The organism is Ruegeria sp. CE9 (assembly GCF_056537425.1).
The window spans coordinates 165992-180501 of sequence record NZ_JBQFRO010000006.1; the positions used below are offsets into that span (position 1 = coordinate 165992).

Consider the following 14510-nt stretch of genomic DNA (forward strand, 5'->3'; position numbering starts at 1 on the left):
ACGGTCAAACATGGCCGCGCTTATAGGACGCCCACGCCTAATGGTCCAGAGGTTCTGACCCTTGCGACGAATGGCGCAACGTGGCCCAGCGATTGAGCCACGCGAGCCCCGCCAATGCCAGACCCAATGCCAACAGTGAAAAGACCCGGATCAGCCCGCCCAAACCGGCGATATCGATCAAAAATACCTTGGCAACGGCCAATCCAATCACGGCCAGCCCTGCCTTGCGCATAAGATCGGATCGACGTGCAAGCGACTGATAAAACAGACCTGCGCCGATCAATAAAAGCGCCATTGTATAAGTATATAGTTCAGGCTGAGTGACGCCGTTGCCTTCATACATGCCCCCTGCGCCTTGCCAGAGGTGCCGGATCGCCAGACCCAACCAGACCGCCATCAACACCACAGACAGGCCATAGCTGATCTGTTTCAGCAGCACAGGTGACGTCACAACGCGCCAGGCCGAAAAACCAATGGCGAGTGCGGGCAATAGGTAAGCGACGGCAAGCGTGTTCAGTACAGGCGGCCCAAGCACTGGTTCGGCAAACGGGTTGAGCAGCGGATTGCTATCTGACAACGCCTGCCCCAATCGAACCACGCCATGTGCCGCAAAAAAGGCCGCTAGCGCGTAGCGCAGGTAGTTCAGCTTACCGCCGAGCTTGAATCGTTGCACCTGTGCGAAGGCCAGCAGCAGCCAGATCACCGCCAGCAGCCCCAAGCCCCAGTGGCTGTTGGTAGCCCCGCCTTCCCCAAAGCCCTCCAGCCAACGCAGCAACAACAGAGACAGCAGTATGCCCGCCGTCGCCCAGGCTGCACTTTCAAGCAGTAAAGCAGCAATCGGACGATCGAGCGGCTTCAGCAAGACCCAACCCACAACAAAGCCGATGGCTGACACGGCATAGACCAGGATCATTTCGATCAACGGAGCGCTCTCGGCCCAGTCGAGCCCTGGGTCAAGCACCAACCGTACGGTCACAGTCAGAACACCCGCCCAGATGAACCAACTCATCGGCGGCAGCTCAAAGCGCCGGTCTAGCGCTGCAGCCACGACGACCATAACGACAAGCGCCATGGTAAGGGCAGCAGAGCTGAGCACGATGATGCAGGCGAAGCTGAGACAGGACAGCGCCGAGAGAGTTGCCAATGCCGCGCGCATTCGGTTCTCACCATCGGCACGCGCAAATTGCTCGGCCAGAACCACCTTTAGCGCGCCCAAAGCAATGGCGTGCAATGCCCACGTGTAGGCCCCGATCACTTCCGCAGGTTTCCAACCAACTTCAATTGCAATTGCTAGGGTCGGAGCAAAGATGGCCGCGCCACCTGCCCAGACCATCGCATAACGCCCGGCCTGAAATGATCGCCACGCCGCAAGCAGCGTAACCAAAGCACCCAAACCTACCAGCAGAGTAACGCTCCATGGATAATCCGCCTCGGCAGTCTCTGCGTATGTTTCGGCGAACTGGTACCAAACGCGCCCGCCGTCCAGCCCGTGCACCAGAACGAACCAAATCAGCCCAAGGGCAGGCAGCACTGTCAGATCCTGCAAAGCGCGCGCATCTTTGGCCCAAAGGATCAGACCCATGATCAGACCCATGAGCAGAATGACGCCAAGCCAGAACTCACTGATTGTATCCGGCCAATGTAGAGACAAAATCACCGAAGTGACGAGTACGGCACCAAAGGCAATACGCGTGGGAAACTCGGGCCACGGCTCCCCTTTACGGCGCCTGACGATCTCAGTGATCATCGGGCCGGTATGATTTGGCCAGATACGTCGCGCAGGGATTGCGATAGCGATAAATGCCAGCGCCGTTACGCAGGTCAGATACCCGGGCTCGGTTGAAGGTGAGGAGAGGACCAGCAGCAAGGCTGCTCCGTATGCGCCGACGAGTGTCAAAACCGAAATCCAAGCCCAACGTCTTACGGTATCGATGCCCAGCCCTAATACGGCGATGATAAAAAAATACCCGTACAGCCAGCTTGGATCATCCGAAGAACCACCGACGACAAAGGGGGCAGAGAAGGCTCCGATCAGGCCCACAGCAGCCAAAAGCGGCCCATGGAACCAGCCAAGCACAAGCCCGAACAGCGCGATGATAACCAGCCCGGCTAATGCAGTCTCGGGGCCGATCAGATCGTATAGTTGGCGGGCGGCCAGGATCCCTCCGAACAGGGTGACCAGACCAGCGCCTGAAAAGACCGACGGCAGATACGCGGTTGACGTATCTTCGTCGTCACCGAACCTGCGTCGGATAACTTCGCCCGCGCCGATCAGCAGTGCGCCAAAGGTGAGTGCAGCTATGACACGTGCCGTCGGAGGCAATAAACCGTTCTCGACCCCATATTGAACCAGAAATATCCCGGCCAATGCCAGCGACAGCGCTGAGACCGCATAGAACCAATTCTCGCGCAGCCACGCGCCCAGCGCAGCGAACTTTTCCTCTCGGAATACGATCGTGGCCGGAGGGTCGATCGCCTCAGCAGGTTGAAGCATCTCTGACGGGTCTGTATCCTTAGGCGAAGCAGCCTTGGCAGCGGCCCAGGGCGCGCGCCTGGGCGGTTCTGTTGTCGGCTTGAGATCAGGAATTTCGGATATCTCAGCGACACCATCAGGCAATTGTCCTGATAGCTGACGCTCCAGCTGTTCAACGCGCTTTCGCAGCCGCGACTGCCCAATCAAAAGCGCGATTATCGATACGGGAATGGCCAGAACGATCAAGCCAACAAGAACAAGCAAGGATTCCAACCGAAACCTCCGGGATGTTACGCGCTGAACCTATCGCGGAGCTTGTTGTGATTACAGTACGGAAATCCGCATGATTACCGTATGTTGCCCAGAAAACCTTCCTGGAACAGCGAAATGTCCGGACGTGCAAGCATCAGCCACAGGATCACCAGAGCTGCGGCAAAGGCGGGAATGCCACAGGCTAACCAGATGCCGAACAGTCGATAATATTCGGCAGGCAAGGTTGTGCCCGCTTCATCGGCCTGTCGTGCAAAGTCTCTCAACCTAAGCTGTATCCATACTACGGGCAGCCAGAACAGACCGGTCAGGATGTAAAGTAGCAGCGACAGTGCAATCCAGCCTTCCGTCAGAGACCAGCCCAATCGCCAGGCCAACAGCGCGCCAGTAATCGGTTGCAATATGACCGCTGTAGCAGTGAACAGCATATCGGCCAGCACAACTATTGCGGCCGTATGTGCAATGACCCGCGTATCCGCAGTTCGGTGCGCCATCATCATGAAAAAGGCAATCCCTGCCCCGGTGCCCAGCAGAACACACGCTCCGACCACGTGAAGCCATCGCAAGATCAGGTCCGGGTCCATCAGCGACTCTCTAGGATTGCACGCGCGATCAGTGACAACATCAGTGCTGGCAGTATCTTGACCATCGGGCCCAAAGGATCAAGCCAAAGCTCTGGCACCACTAACGTTGCGGCGACCAAATAGAAGACGGCAACGCCAGCCTGTGCTAAACAGGCGCGCGCAGCCCAAGGGCGCCAAAGTATTGCGAGGCCCAACACGATGTCGATCAACGACCAAAGCACCACGCTTGCCTTTGCAAACCCATGGGTCCAACCCGATTGCACGAGGATTTCGGCCGCTTTGGAAAGGCCCACTAAACCAAACACACCAGATAACAGCCAAAACAGGCTGAGAACCCCGACGACGACAGGCATAAGCAATGTCACCCGTGCTGTCAGCCTGTGCTCACGGGCGCAAACCAGCCCTTTGTAGATTTCTTCCAGCCCGGGCAAAGATCGTCCTGAGGCACGGCGATATGGTTCAGGGTTTCCGGTAACCCCCTGTTTCATAACTGTCATCGCCGTACTCCTCAGGGGCGATCGCCACCCAAGGTACCCCAGCAGATCAGCAACAAAGGCAACCGCATTTATCAGCGGCGGCGGCATTGCAATCGTTAATCGCGCACGCGAAAAGCCAAGCCAGCGCCGGGTTGCGGACAAGACTTGCGACAGAGAATGCGGTGTATCTTCTACCAAATCATAGCTGCCCGGCGCGAGTACACCGCGAATGGCGGCAACAATCGCCGCGCAAAGGTCATTCATTCCGACACATTGAACCGGGGTCTTCGCATACGCGATGGGCTGCACAATCGGAACAGCCGCCAGCATCCGCAGCAGCGCCGTGCCGCCATAGTCGCCTTGACCGATGACCAGCCCGGGTTTGAGGCACCATAAGGTCGCGCCGCTTGCGCGCAGTGCGGCATCGCCTTCGGCCTTGGTGCGCATGAAATCCGTCGACGCATCTGGCTCGGCCCCAATCGCCGATATCTGCACAATCGCAATACCGAGGTCGGCGCAGGCGTATCCCAGCGCTGCAATTGCAGTATGGTGAACGGCGTTCAGATCATCCTGTCCGCCATCCTGCAAAGCCCCCGCACAGTTCACCACCACATCGATTTGTTCCAGATGCGGCAACCAGCCCTCAGCAGATTTGAAATCGCGCAAATCACCCACGATCAGATCGACATCAGGCAGCGTCCGATCAGCGATCTTCGGGCTGCGCACAAGACCTCTCACCACGATGCCATTCGCCTTCAACGCATGAACCACGGCAGAACCGATGAAGCCATAGGCACCGGTTACCAATACAGTTTTTTCGCTAAGGGCTTCTGCCACAAGATGACCCGCGTCTGTTTTCGTTACCCTATCGGACCAGTGTTCAAGAACCAGTCCGATTGAACCAACTGCGACAAAGGCGCAGTTCAGGGATGAAAGAGTGACCCCACCCAAAAGGCGATGGCGGCCGCGGCACCTCCGATCAGCAGGGTTTCTCCACCCGACCTCCACCATGGCGCAAGCGACCAGCGGCTTTTCATGGCGCCAATTGCAAAGAATACACCTGCCGTCATCCAAGCCGATACGTTGAACGCATCCTCAAAGGACAGCAGAAATGGCAGCAACGGAATCATCCCGGCGACCAAGAAGGCAAAAAACGTCGCCATCGCGGCCTTTATGGGATGCGGATCAACGCTGCCCAACCCGTATTCGCCTTCGATCATCAAATCGATCCAGTTGTCATGGTTCGAGGTGATCTCATCCGTTGCCTCATCCAGCACACTGCCCGAAAGGCCCTTTTGTGCAAGGATTTCGCGGACTTCGTTGCGCTCTCCTTCCGGATACAGCCTGATGTGTTGCTCTTCTATGGCGCGGATGCGGTGGATATTATCAAGCTCTGCCTTGGTTCCCGAATAGTTCCCCGCCGCCATCGAAAACCCATCCGCCAGCACATTGGCCAAACCCAGTGCAACGATCACGAAGGGTGACAGCCCCGCCCCAGCCACTCCTGCAACAATGGCAAAGGTCGTCACCGAGCCATCGATGCCGCCATAGACCACATCACGCAACACACCACGCCCAGGCGGCGCGTTGATCCGTTGGGATATCTCTTGCTGGCTGTGGCCGTGGTCGGTCATGGCTGGCTCCATCCGCTTTATGCGGGACGGCGCCGGCTAAGACATTGCGCCAGATCAAGTCTTGGAAAACAGCCCGCTGAGCGCGCGTTTGATCATGCCTCGGGTCGAAGGCTTGTGGCGCTTCGAGAAAGGCAGAGGTCGGCAGACCTCCATCGCGGCAACGCCCACGCGAGCGGTGAGTGCGCCGTTGACCAGCCCTTCGCCAAATCGACGTGACAATTTGCTAAGAACCGAACCGCCCAGGATCGGCTCCAGCAGGTCATCCCCCACCGCCACTGCGCCGGTTGCGACCAGGTGCACGAATACCGCACGGGTCAGCCGCCAGCTGCCCAAAAACCCAGCTCGCCCGCCATAGATCTCGGCAATACGTCGGATCATTCGCAATGAGCTTGCCAGCGCGGTAGCGACATCGGCAAGCGCTAAAGGCACCAGAGCGGTAACCGTTGCGACCTGTCTGGCTGCCGCTTCAACCTCGCGGCTAGCGGCGGCATCTAGCGGGGCTAACAGTTCGTCTTCGGCCAGTGTCAGCAAGGTTGCGGCGTCGAATTGTTCGCCAATCCGTTCCTTCAACCGGTCTCGGCCCCAGCGGGTTTCATCGCGCCCACTGTAGAATGTAATCAGGCGATTGGTAACGGTTCGGGCCTGCGACAGGTCCTCATCCGCCAACGCAGCATCGGCGGCGCGGCGCAGGCCATCTACGCGCGAAAGACGGCTGATTGCAGCCAACTCGCGCAGCGCGATTATCAAGACAACCAGCAGAAGCGCTGCGATCAATCCGGTAACAATCCAGCCCAGAACCGGCGCGCGTTCCAGCAGAGAGAAGGCAAAATCCCACGCAGCGACCGAAATCACAGCCCCTACGACCGCAAGAGCCAAACCCCAAAACCAGCGCGACAAAGCCGAAGGTCTCCGCGCTGCAAATCGAACAGCCGCTTGCATCGCTTGCCCCTGCGGAGGCGTGAGATCGGGCACCGGCGGCGCGGTTGAAACATCGGCTGCCGGGGTGTCATCTTCCAGATCAATCAGGACCGGACCTTTAGCCATCGCCCTTCTCCTCGCGTGTCCAGACATATTTGATATCGGGCAGGTTTTCGTCATTTTCAGAGCCATCGCCGCGCGCGACCTCTACAAACCCGTTGCGTTCGTAGAAGCGGCAGGCTGGGTGGTTGGCCTGAAACGCATACAAGCTGAGCGTAGGGCGCTGTGCTTTCGCATGATCAAGCAGTCGTCGCCCGATCCCCCGCCCTCGGGCCTCCGCTGCCAGATAGAGCGACTGTACCTCGTCACCGTTCAATGCCAAAAACCCGGCCACCCGCCCCTGCAGTTCGACGACCGTGACCCAGCCCAGATCGATCATGCGGCCGCAAAACGCGATGGTTTCAGCCTCGGAATGCAGTTCCGGCATCCAGTCGTTGTCGCGCGCGAACCCGTGCAGAATTGCGCCTGTTGTACCGGCATCGGTACTGCGCGCCGAGCGAAGGATCACGCTCAAAGCCGGTCTCCGATCAAAAACTGTACGGCCCTGTCCAGCCGAATATGCGGAGGGCCATCGCCGGGGTTCAAGGTCAGATGCGCGGGGGCGAATGCCATGAAGCCGTAATCTTCGCCCAGCCAACCTTCGGCACCATTGCGCGCAGGGCCTAGCAGGTGGGCAGGGTCTTCTGGTAAATCGCCCGGATAGAATGCAGCCTGTTTGCCGCTGTCCAATAGCGTGCCACGTACACAAGGCAGTTCGGCGCCATTATGGCTGCGCAACTCTTCCGTTGTGGTGCGAAGCGAGGCCAGCGACAGCGCAGCAGTCTCGGCCCCGGCAAAGCTGGCACGATCACGGGCCTCGCGGGTCAGGGCCTCGATGATCGCCGTCAATCGCGAATGCTGCAGGTGATGCAGATGATCCGCTTTTGTAGCGGCAAAGAGGATGCGTTCGACCCGTTTGCCCAGTAGCAGCCTGTTGAGCCACGCATTGCGACCGGGACGGAAGGCCGACAGGATATCGACCATCGCACGGCGCATATCTTCAACCGCTTGCGGGCCTTTGTGGATCGCACCCAGCGCATCGACCAGTACGATCTGTCGGTCGATCCGCGCAAAATGATCGCGGAAGAAAGGTTTGACGACTTGCGATTTATAAGCCTCATAGCGCCGCTCCATCTCGCGGTGCAGTGAACGGCGGCGTGACGCTTCGGACACTAGCAATGGCGCGAAGGTCAGCACGGGGGAGCCGGCGAGATCTCCGGGCAGAAGGAACCGACCCGGTGTGCAGTCATAGAATCCGGCCTCGCGCGCAGCGTTCAGATAGTCGGTGAAACAGCGGGCAAGGTCCTGCGCCTGCGGCTCGTCATGTGGCGCCGTTGGATCGGCTGACTGAGCTTTGGCCAGAAATGCCTCGGCCAGCGGGCGGTTGGATATGTGCTCCAGCGTGCCTCGTGACCAGTCTTCATAGGATTTGTCCAGCAGGGCCAAATCCAGTAGCCACTCCCCCGGATAGTCAACGATGTCCAGATGCAGCGTGCGTGGGCCTTGTAGTCCTGACAACAGACCTGCGGGCTGGACTTTGAAGGACAGACGCAGTTCGGACACCGCGCGCGTGCTGTCCGGCCAGTGCGGCGTAGGTCCGGTAAGCGCGGACAGGTGGTTTTCGAAATCAAACCGGGGCACGGTATCGTCGGGCTGCGGCTGTAAATAGCTGGCGGTTAACCGCCCTTCCTGCTGCGCGATTAGGCCGGTCATGCGACCGCGATCCAGCAGGTTGGCCACCAGCGACGTGATGAACACAGTCTTGCCTGACCGCGCCAATCCCGTGACGCCCAGCCGGATGACCGGTTCAAAGAAGGTCTCGGATACGCGGTCGCCCACGGATTCGACTCCGCGCACCAGACTGTCTGCCAAGGATGAGATGACCAAGCCGTCGCCCCGCAATTATCGTTTGTGCCAAGATAGGTAGCGGTTGCGGCACATGCCAGAGCTTTCACCCCTCTTGCCCGTCCGCGCAAGGCGCGATACCAGCGGCGCATGCCCAGATACGCGCTGAAAGTTGAATACCAAGGGGAACCGTTCGCCGGATGGCAGCGGCAGAAAGAGCTGCCTTCGGTTCAGGGTGCGATTGAGACTGCGCTGTCGCGGATCGAACCCGGTGAGCATACCATTGCCGCCGCTGGTCGCACGGATGCAGGCGTACACGCGCTTGGGCAAGTGGCCCATTGCGATCTGGCTAAAGAGTGGGACCCGTTCCGCTTGTCGGAGGCGCTGAATTACCACCTTAAGCCACAGCCTGTCGCGATCATCAAAGCCGCGCGGGTGGATGATGACTGGCATGCACGGTTCTCGGCACTCGAGCGGCAATATCTGTTCCGCGTTCTGATGCGTCGTGCGCCTGCGACCCATGATCGGGGACAGGTCTGGCAAATCAACCATATGCTGGACGTTGCGGCAATGCAGGCTGCGTCGGATATGCTGATCGGACGGCATGATTTCACAACCTTCAGGTCCTCCATCTGTCAGGCGGCCAGCCCGGTCAAAACGCTGGACGAGTTGCGGGTCGAGCGGGTTGAGGGCTTCTCGGGCCCCGAAATCCATTTCCACGTCAGCGCCCGGTCTTTCTTGCACAATCAGGTGCGCAGCTTTGTTGGCACGTTAGAGCGTGTGGGGGCCGGGGCATGGACACCTGAAGATGTGCGTTCAGCGCTCGAGGCGGTTAATCGCGCGGCCTGTGGGCCGGTTTGCCCGCCGCAGGGTCTCTATCTTGCGCGGGTTGGATATCCTGAACCGGTGTTTGGTTAATATTACAAAGCCCGCATCAACAGCCCGCTGGCAATCACTGCGATGATAAGACCCGCAATCAGTTCGATGGTCGGGGCCAGCACCGACGCAAAGCGAGTGGCCGAGGCAGAGGCCAGCAACCCACCGCGCAGTCCAAAAGAGGTCCAGCCGACAAGAGTAGTAATGGTTGCGGTGCCCAGCGCCATGGCGAAAGCCCCGGCTATGCCGACCACTGCGATGCCCATTTGCCATGTCAGGATCAGCACAAACAATGCTCCGGTACAGGGGCGTGCGGCTATGCCCGCGATCAGGATCAATGCCTCGCGCAGGCTACCGACCTGAGCGACCTCTTCCGCAGTCGGGCCATGGCGGTGACCGCAATCCGAACATACCTCGTGTTCGTGGTGATGGTGATCATGGTGGTGGTCGTGCACATGATGCTGGTGGTCGTGCTGGTGCGATGCATGGGACTTGTGACGCCGCGCAAAGCTGCGAATGGCGCGAAAGACCAGCCACAGGCCAATTGCCGCAATTGCACCATAGCTAATCGGTGCCATCACCTGTTCGGTCGTACCCACTAGCGACTCACGCGACATCTGAAACACCAACACGCCCGCGTAGACCAATACGACCGCAGTGACCGCTTGCCCCAGGCTCGAGAGGACGCTGATGGCAGAAAGGCGCCAGAACGCGACGCGGCGGCCCAGGCCGTACCCCCCGATCAGAACCTTGCCATGGCCCGGTCCGATGGCATGAAAAAAGCCGTAGGCAAAACAAACAGTCAGCAGGGTCGCAACCGCCTCAGGCTGTTCGGCGCGCGCCGCGCGCAATGCACGGGCGATCTGGTTCTGAAATTCCCGCTGCTCTCCAGCGGCCCAGGCGGCCAAGTGATCAAAACCACCGCTACCCCAAAACCAGAGCAATACTCCGCAGGCAATGGCAACAGGTACGATCAGGTATTTGGACATGAAAGTCTAATCTCGCTTGCAAATTTCTCACCAACCAGAGGGATGTCGTTCTCCTCGAGATCATAGTCGGCATCAAGCGATTGCAGGAATGCCTGCATCTGGGCCAATTCTGCATCGATATCCGGATCGGTGCGCTCGATATTGCACGCCAAGGGCCCCGAAACCGTAACAGGGCGGGTAATCTCATACGCCGTGTAAAAACTCTCATCAAACGCCTTGATAGACAGATCGTTTGCCGGAACCGGGGCCCCTTCGACCTCACGCAGATGTGTGGTGACGATGCGCGCGTCCTCGGTTGTGGCTTTCGGCTCAAGGGGGCCGGATAGTGGGATCACAGTTTCACCCATCCGGATGACCAGATCGCCGTTATACCCTTCGATCCATTGTGCGTCGAAACCCGATAAATGCTTTTCTTCCGCTTCGGTCAAAATGCCATCGCCGTCCTGATCAACGCGATATTCTTCCAGCAGCAGTAATGAATAGAACTCATCATAAGCCCATGTCACCTGCACATGAGTCAGGTTGCCCGCCTCGTCGACAACAAACTCTAACCCCGTGTCAATGAAAACATGTGGGTGAGCCAATGCCGGAACCGGCAGGCAGCATGTCAGAGTAAAAGCAAGCCAACGCATGACCAGAAGATAGGGTGCGTATCGGGTATGGGCAATCTGATAACGCATCACAGCGCAGTTTCTCGCCACTTTAGCCGGGTGGGAACAACACAAGCGTTTGCAATGCGGTTCCCACCGATCCCTGCGTGTCAAACAGGACCGACTGCGACATACCGATGCCCGAAGGTTGCCAGTGCGAGATTGAGTCAGAGGCCAGCCAATCCGAGACGGGCTCTCGATGAATCTGCACCGTCAGGTCGGTGTTCATAAAGCCCATCTCAGACGTTGGGGCGTTCCAGGATATGCCATTGCCGCAATCGGCGAGCGGGCAAAGTGCCTGAATCGGCGATGGGTCCTCGCCCTCTAACAAGGGTGGCGTTCGCATCCAGACCGTTTTTGGACCAGCCCCCTGATTGCCGCCTTTTGGATAGCCGATCTGGGAATGATGCGCGAAACCGCGCAGGTCATGACGCATTTCACCAATTGGGAATGGGCCGTCCACCATATCCTCGATGTGTGGCGCGGGTAGGTCGACATTGGGCATAGCCCCGAGCTCCTTGCGCACCATATGCATCGTCGTTGCGGTGGCACACAGCGTATCGTCCAAATCATGCACAGTGCCTCGGGTGGTCGCGAGCGTTTTTGTATGCCGTGTGGTTTCCGCCGCGACCCGAAGCCCAGCCAAAGGTAAGGGGCGCAACAGATCGACTGTCAGCCGGGTCAGCACCTTCTCAGGACCAATTTCGGCTTCTGCGGCCCGAACGATCAGGCCGCTGACGGGGCCTGCATGGCAGTGATCGGCAGACCAGGGCCCGCGCGCCGGATCATTGCCGACGAACACGCCCTGCGCATTCTGGTGAAAATACGCCTGCCCCAGCACATCCAATGTCATCGCTCAGACTTTTTCCTGCGTGTATTTCTTCAACTCGGCCCGTGCGACCTGTCGGCGATGCACAGCGTCCGGCCCATCCGCCAGTCGCAGGGTGCGTACATGTGTCCACGCATTGGCCAATGGCGTATCCTGACTGATGCCTTGCGCACCGAACATCTGTACGGCCTCATCAATCACCTTCAACGCAACCTTGGGGGCGACGACCTTGATCTGGCTGATCCATGGGGCCGCCGCCCGTGCGTCGCCTTGATCCATATACCAAGCCGCCTTCAGGCAGAGCAGACGAGCCATCTCGATCTCCATCCGGCATTCGGCGATAATGTCGTAGTTTGCGCCAAGCTGAGCCAACTTCTTGCCAAACGCCTCGCGCTGCAGGGATCGTTTGCACATCTGCTCTAACGCAGCTTCAGCCTGACCGATTGCGCGCATGCAATGGTGAATGCGACCGGGTCCAAGACGACCTTGAGCAATCTCAAACCCGCGCCCTTCGCCCAGCAGCATGTTTTCGGCCGGGACCCGGACATCTGAGAATCGGATATGCATGTGACCATGGGGGGCGTCGTCGTGGCCATAGACCTCCATCGGACGCAATACCTCGATCCCCGGCGCATCTGCTGGCACAACGATCATGGATTGACGCTGGTGTTTGGGCAAGTCTTCTCCGCCGGTTTTGACCATCACGATATAAACCTTGCAGCGTGGATCACCCGCGCCCGAAGACCACCATTTCTCGCCGTTCAGTACGTAGTCGCTCCCATCCCGCATACAGGACATAGAGATATTGGTGGCATCGGATGAGGCCACATCGGGTTCGGTCATCAAGTATGCAGACCGAATTTGCCCATCAAGCAGCGGCTTCAACCATTGCTCTTTCATCGGATCAGAGCCGTAGCGTTCAAAGACCTCCATGTTGCCAGTATCGGGGGCCGAGCAGTTGAACACCTCGGCCCCTAAGGGGGTTTTGCCCATCTCCTCGGCAAAATAGGCATATTCAACTGTGCTGAGACCGAAGCCCCTTTCGCTGTCCGTCAGCCAGAAGTTCCATAGGCCAGCCGCCTTGGCCTTATCTTTGAGCCCTTCGAGGATTTCGCTCTGGCGTTCGGTATATTGCCAGCGATCACCTTTGCTGATCTCGGCCTGGTATTCCTCTTCCAGCGGCATGACCTCATCACGGATCATATCCGCAACACGCTGCAGTAGAGCGCGATTTTCCTCGCGCAATCCGAATGTCATGGTCATGCCAAACCCTCTTTCTGGCACCAAATCGTGCCTTCGCCTGTATCTGAGGATGGCTTAGCAGCTATGACGCTGTCCAGTTGAGTGACGGAACGTCACTCCGGCAAATTTCAACGACGCTGGTCACTCGATGTTGCTGAACGCGTGAGTACCCGTTCGCCGGATTTGGCAGAACAAACAAACGCTGCTCAGCGCGCAGTTTCCTACGGTGCCAGAATCCAATTGCCGTCCGCGGTTCTGCAGCGTCGAGTTCTGATGTCACGTGCTTGTTCAGCGCCTTCAGGCTGCACAACGTGCTGGAGAATCACGCAATTGTCCTGAATGCTCTGCACCCGGATCGTCCCTTTTGAACCGGTGTCCTGATTAAGCCACGCCCGTTCCTGCCCTATGGATGGGGACCCGGATGACAACAACGCGTTGGATGTAGCGTTCACAACTTCGAAATCAGCAGGGCTCAGCCCCATTTCCGCGATGATTCGAGAAAGCGGTTTGGCCTGAGCAAACTCACCGGTTCCAAGGAATAAGGTGGCAGCTAGCGCCGTGCAGACAAATGCTTTCATAATGGGGCCTCACGGATTTGAATGAATTTCACGCTCATAAATATACCTCTATGCGTGTGCGGCCAAGCCCAACGTAGCCACCTTCAAATTATCCCGAACAAACCTATCGCAATGCAGGTGCTAGGTCCGCCCGCCAGTTCGCCTCATATTGGCCTCAGACGAACCAGAGGCATTTGATGACACATCCGAAATACTATGCGCCAACGGGCGGGCACCCGGGGCAAGAGCAGTTGCTGACCGACCGCGCCATGTTCACCGATGCCTATGCGGTGATCCCGAAAGGCACAATGCGCGACATCGTCACCAGCTTTCTGCCCTTTTGGGAGGGCACGCGCCTGTGGGTATTGTCACGACCTCTGAGCGGATTTGCCGAAACCTTTTCGCAATACATCATGGAAGTGCAACCCGGCGGCGGCAGCGATGCGCCGGAAACCGATCCCAACGCGCAAGGTGTAATTTTTGTGGTCGAAGGTTCCGTAACGCTGACATTGAACGAAGCAACTCATGTTCTGGAAACTGGCGGATATGCCTATATTCCACCGGGCAACGACTGGACGCTGCACAATCAGGGCGATGGCATCGCCCGTTTTCATTGGGTACGCAAAGCCTATCAAGCAGTGCCCGGCCTGCCCGCCCCAGACCCAATCATTACCAACGAGCGCGATGTGACACCCGTCGAGATGCCCGGAACAGAGGGGCGTTGGTCTACCACTCGATTCACCGATCCACAGGACCTGCGCCACGACATGCATGTCAATATTGTCAATTTCGAACCCGGCGGCGTGATCCCATTTATGGAGACTCACGTGATGGAGCACGGTCTCTACGTGCTGGAAGGGAAGGCAGTGTATCGGCTTAACCAAGATTGGGTCGAGGTCGAGGCAGGTGATTATATGTGGCTGCGCGCCTTCTGCCCCCAGGCCTGTTACGCGGGGGGGCCGGGGCGGTTTCGCTATCTGCTCTACAAGGATGTGAACCGGCATATGCCATTGTCCTTGCCCGCGCGTTAACGGATGATCTCTGCTTGGCCGAGGCAAGTTTCACAAA

General features: G+C 58.4%; 14 protein-coding genes. 2 read left to right on the forward strand and 12 right to left on the reverse strand.

Annotation, left to right across the window (positions count from 1 at the left end):
- Nucleotides 1-37: 37 nt before the first annotated feature.
- The 7 genes from ACR0B3_RS13500 to ACR0B3_RS13530 form a co-directional block, all read right to left on the reverse strand.
- On the reverse strand, nt 38-2746 hold the full coding sequence (locus ACR0B3_RS13500) for a DUF2339 domain-containing protein (protein WP_480809530.1): 2709 nt from the start codon (nt 2744-2746) through the stop codon (nt 38-40).
- Nucleotides 2747-2820: 74 nt separating this feature from the next.
- A complete protein-coding gene (locus ACR0B3_RS13505; protein WP_480809531.1) occupies nt 2821-3327 on the reverse strand; it encodes a DUF2269 family protein in 507 nt (168 codons plus the stop codon).
- Complete coding sequence (locus ACR0B3_RS13510) at nt 3327-4640, reverse strand: SDR family oxidoreductase (RefSeq protein WP_480809532.1); 1314 nt, start codon at nt 4638-4640, stop codon at nt 3327-3329. Before ACR0B3_RS13510 ends, ACR0B3_RS13505 begins: the two co-directional genes overlap by 1 nt.
- 86 nt (nt 4641-4726) lie before the next feature.
- Nucleotides 4727-5437: a VIT1/CCC1 transporter family protein gene (locus tag ACR0B3_RS13515; protein WP_480809533.1), complete on the reverse strand. Its 711-nt coding sequence runs from the start codon at nt 5435-5437 to the stop codon at nt 4727-4729.
- Nucleotides 5438-5491: 54 nt separating this feature from the next.
- Complete coding sequence (locus tag ACR0B3_RS13520) at nt 5492-6481, reverse strand: YcjF family protein (RefSeq protein ID WP_480809534.1); 990 nt, start codon at nt 6479-6481, stop codon at nt 5492-5494.
- Complete coding sequence (locus ACR0B3_RS13525) at nt 6474-6923, reverse strand: N-acetyltransferase family protein (RefSeq protein WP_480809642.1); 450 nt, start codon at nt 6921-6923, stop codon at nt 6474-6476. Before ACR0B3_RS13525 ends, ACR0B3_RS13520 begins: the two co-directional genes overlap by 8 nt.
- Nucleotides 6924-6925: 2 nt before the next feature.
- Nucleotides 6926-8341, reverse strand: coding sequence for a YcjX family GTP-binding protein (locus tag ACR0B3_RS13530; protein WP_480809535.1), 1416 nt, complete (start codon nt 8339-8341; stop codon nt 6926-6928).
- A 108-nt stretch (nt 8342-8449) separates the two neighbouring features.
- Between ACR0B3_RS13530 and truA the strand changes: the two genes are divergently transcribed.
- On the forward strand, nt 8450-9217 hold the full coding sequence (truA, locus tag ACR0B3_RS13535) for a tRNA pseudouridine(38-40) synthase TruA (protein ID WP_480809536.1): 768 nt from the start codon (nt 8450-8452) through the stop codon (nt 9215-9217).
- A 2-nt stretch (nt 9218-9219) separates the two neighbouring features.
- Here the strand turns inward: truA and ACR0B3_RS13540 are convergent, their stop codons facing one another.
- The 5 genes from ACR0B3_RS13540 to ACR0B3_RS13560 form a co-directional block, all read right to left on the reverse strand.
- Nucleotides 9220-10164, reverse strand: coding sequence for a nickel/cobalt transporter (locus ACR0B3_RS13540; RefSeq protein WP_480809537.1), 945 nt, complete (start codon nt 10162-10164; stop codon nt 9220-9222).
- Complete coding sequence (locus ACR0B3_RS13545) at nt 10149-10844, reverse strand: DUF1007 family protein (protein WP_480809538.1); 696 nt, start codon at nt 10842-10844, stop codon at nt 10149-10151. The genes ACR0B3_RS13540 and ACR0B3_RS13545 overlap by 16 nt, the downstream gene beginning before the upstream one ends.
- Before the next feature lie 22 nt (nt 10845-10866).
- Complete coding sequence (locus ACR0B3_RS13550; RefSeq protein WP_480809539.1) at nt 10867-11667, reverse strand: thioesterase family protein; 801 nt, start codon at nt 11665-11667, stop codon at nt 10867-10869.
- Between the two features lie 3 nt (nt 11668-11670).
- Nucleotides 11671-12906 (reverse strand): acyl-CoA dehydrogenase family protein, encoded by a 1236-nt coding sequence (locus ACR0B3_RS13555; protein WP_480809540.1) that lies wholly within the window; start codon nt 12904-12906, stop codon nt 11671-11673.
- A gap of 200 nt (nt 12907-13106) precedes the next feature.
- Nucleotides 13107-13463 carry a hypothetical protein gene (locus ACR0B3_RS13560; RefSeq protein ID WP_480809541.1) on the reverse strand — a complete coding sequence of 119 codons (357 nt, stop codon included), beginning with the start codon at nt 13461-13463 and terminating at the stop codon, nt 13107-13109.
- A gap of 176 nt (nt 13464-13639) precedes the next feature.
- On the opposite strand from ACR0B3_RS13560, the gene ACR0B3_RS13565 reads away from it, so the two are divergent.
- Nucleotides 13640-14473 carry a bifunctional allantoicase/(S)-ureidoglycine aminohydrolase gene (locus ACR0B3_RS13565; RefSeq protein ID WP_480809542.1) on the forward strand — a complete coding sequence of 278 codons (834 nt, stop codon included), beginning with the start codon at nt 13640-13642 and terminating at the stop codon, nt 14471-14473.
- Nucleotides 14474-14510: the final 37 nt, after the last annotated feature.

What these genes read in the sequence shown, in the direction of transcription:
- ACR0B3_RS13505 (WP_480809531.1), bottom strand. Translation starts at nt 3,327, where the DNA reads ATGGACCCGGACCTGATCTTGCGATGGCTTCACGTGGTCGGAGCGTGT.
- ACR0B3_RS13515 (WP_480809533.1), bottom strand. Translation starts at nt 5,437, where the DNA reads ATGACCGACCACGGCCACAGCCAGCAAGAGATATCCCAACGGATCAAC.
- ACR0B3_RS13520 (WP_480809534.1), bottom strand. Translation starts at nt 6,481, where the DNA reads ATGGCTAAAGGTCCGGTCCTGATTGATCTGGAAGATGACACCCCGGCA.
- truA (WP_480809536.1), top strand. Translation starts at nt 8,450, where the DNA reads ATGCCCAGATACGCGCTGAAAGTTGAATACCAAGGGGAACCGTTCGCC.
- ACR0B3_RS13540 (WP_480809537.1), bottom strand. Translation starts at nt 10,164, where the DNA reads ATGTCCAAATACCTGATCGTACCTGTTGCCATTGCCTGCGGAGTATTG.
- ACR0B3_RS13545 (WP_480809538.1), bottom strand. Translation starts at nt 10,844, where the DNA reads ATGCGTTATCAGATTGCCCATACCCGATACGCACCCTATCTTCTGGTC.
- ACR0B3_RS13550 (WP_480809539.1), bottom strand. Translation starts at nt 11,667, where the DNA reads ATGACATTGGATGTGCTGGGGCAGGCGTATTTTCACCAGAATGCGCAG.
- ACR0B3_RS13555 (WP_480809540.1), bottom strand. Translation starts at nt 12,906, where the DNA reads ATGACCATGACATTCGGATTGCGCGAGGAAAATCGCGCTCTACTGCAG.
- ACR0B3_RS13560 (WP_480809541.1), bottom strand. Translation starts at nt 13,463, where the DNA reads ATGAAAGCATTTGTCTGCACGGCGCTAGCTGCCACCTTATTCCTTGGA.
- ACR0B3_RS13565 (WP_480809542.1), top strand. Translation starts at nt 13,640, where the DNA reads ATGACACATCCGAAATACTATGCGCCAACGGGCGGGCACCCGGGGCAA.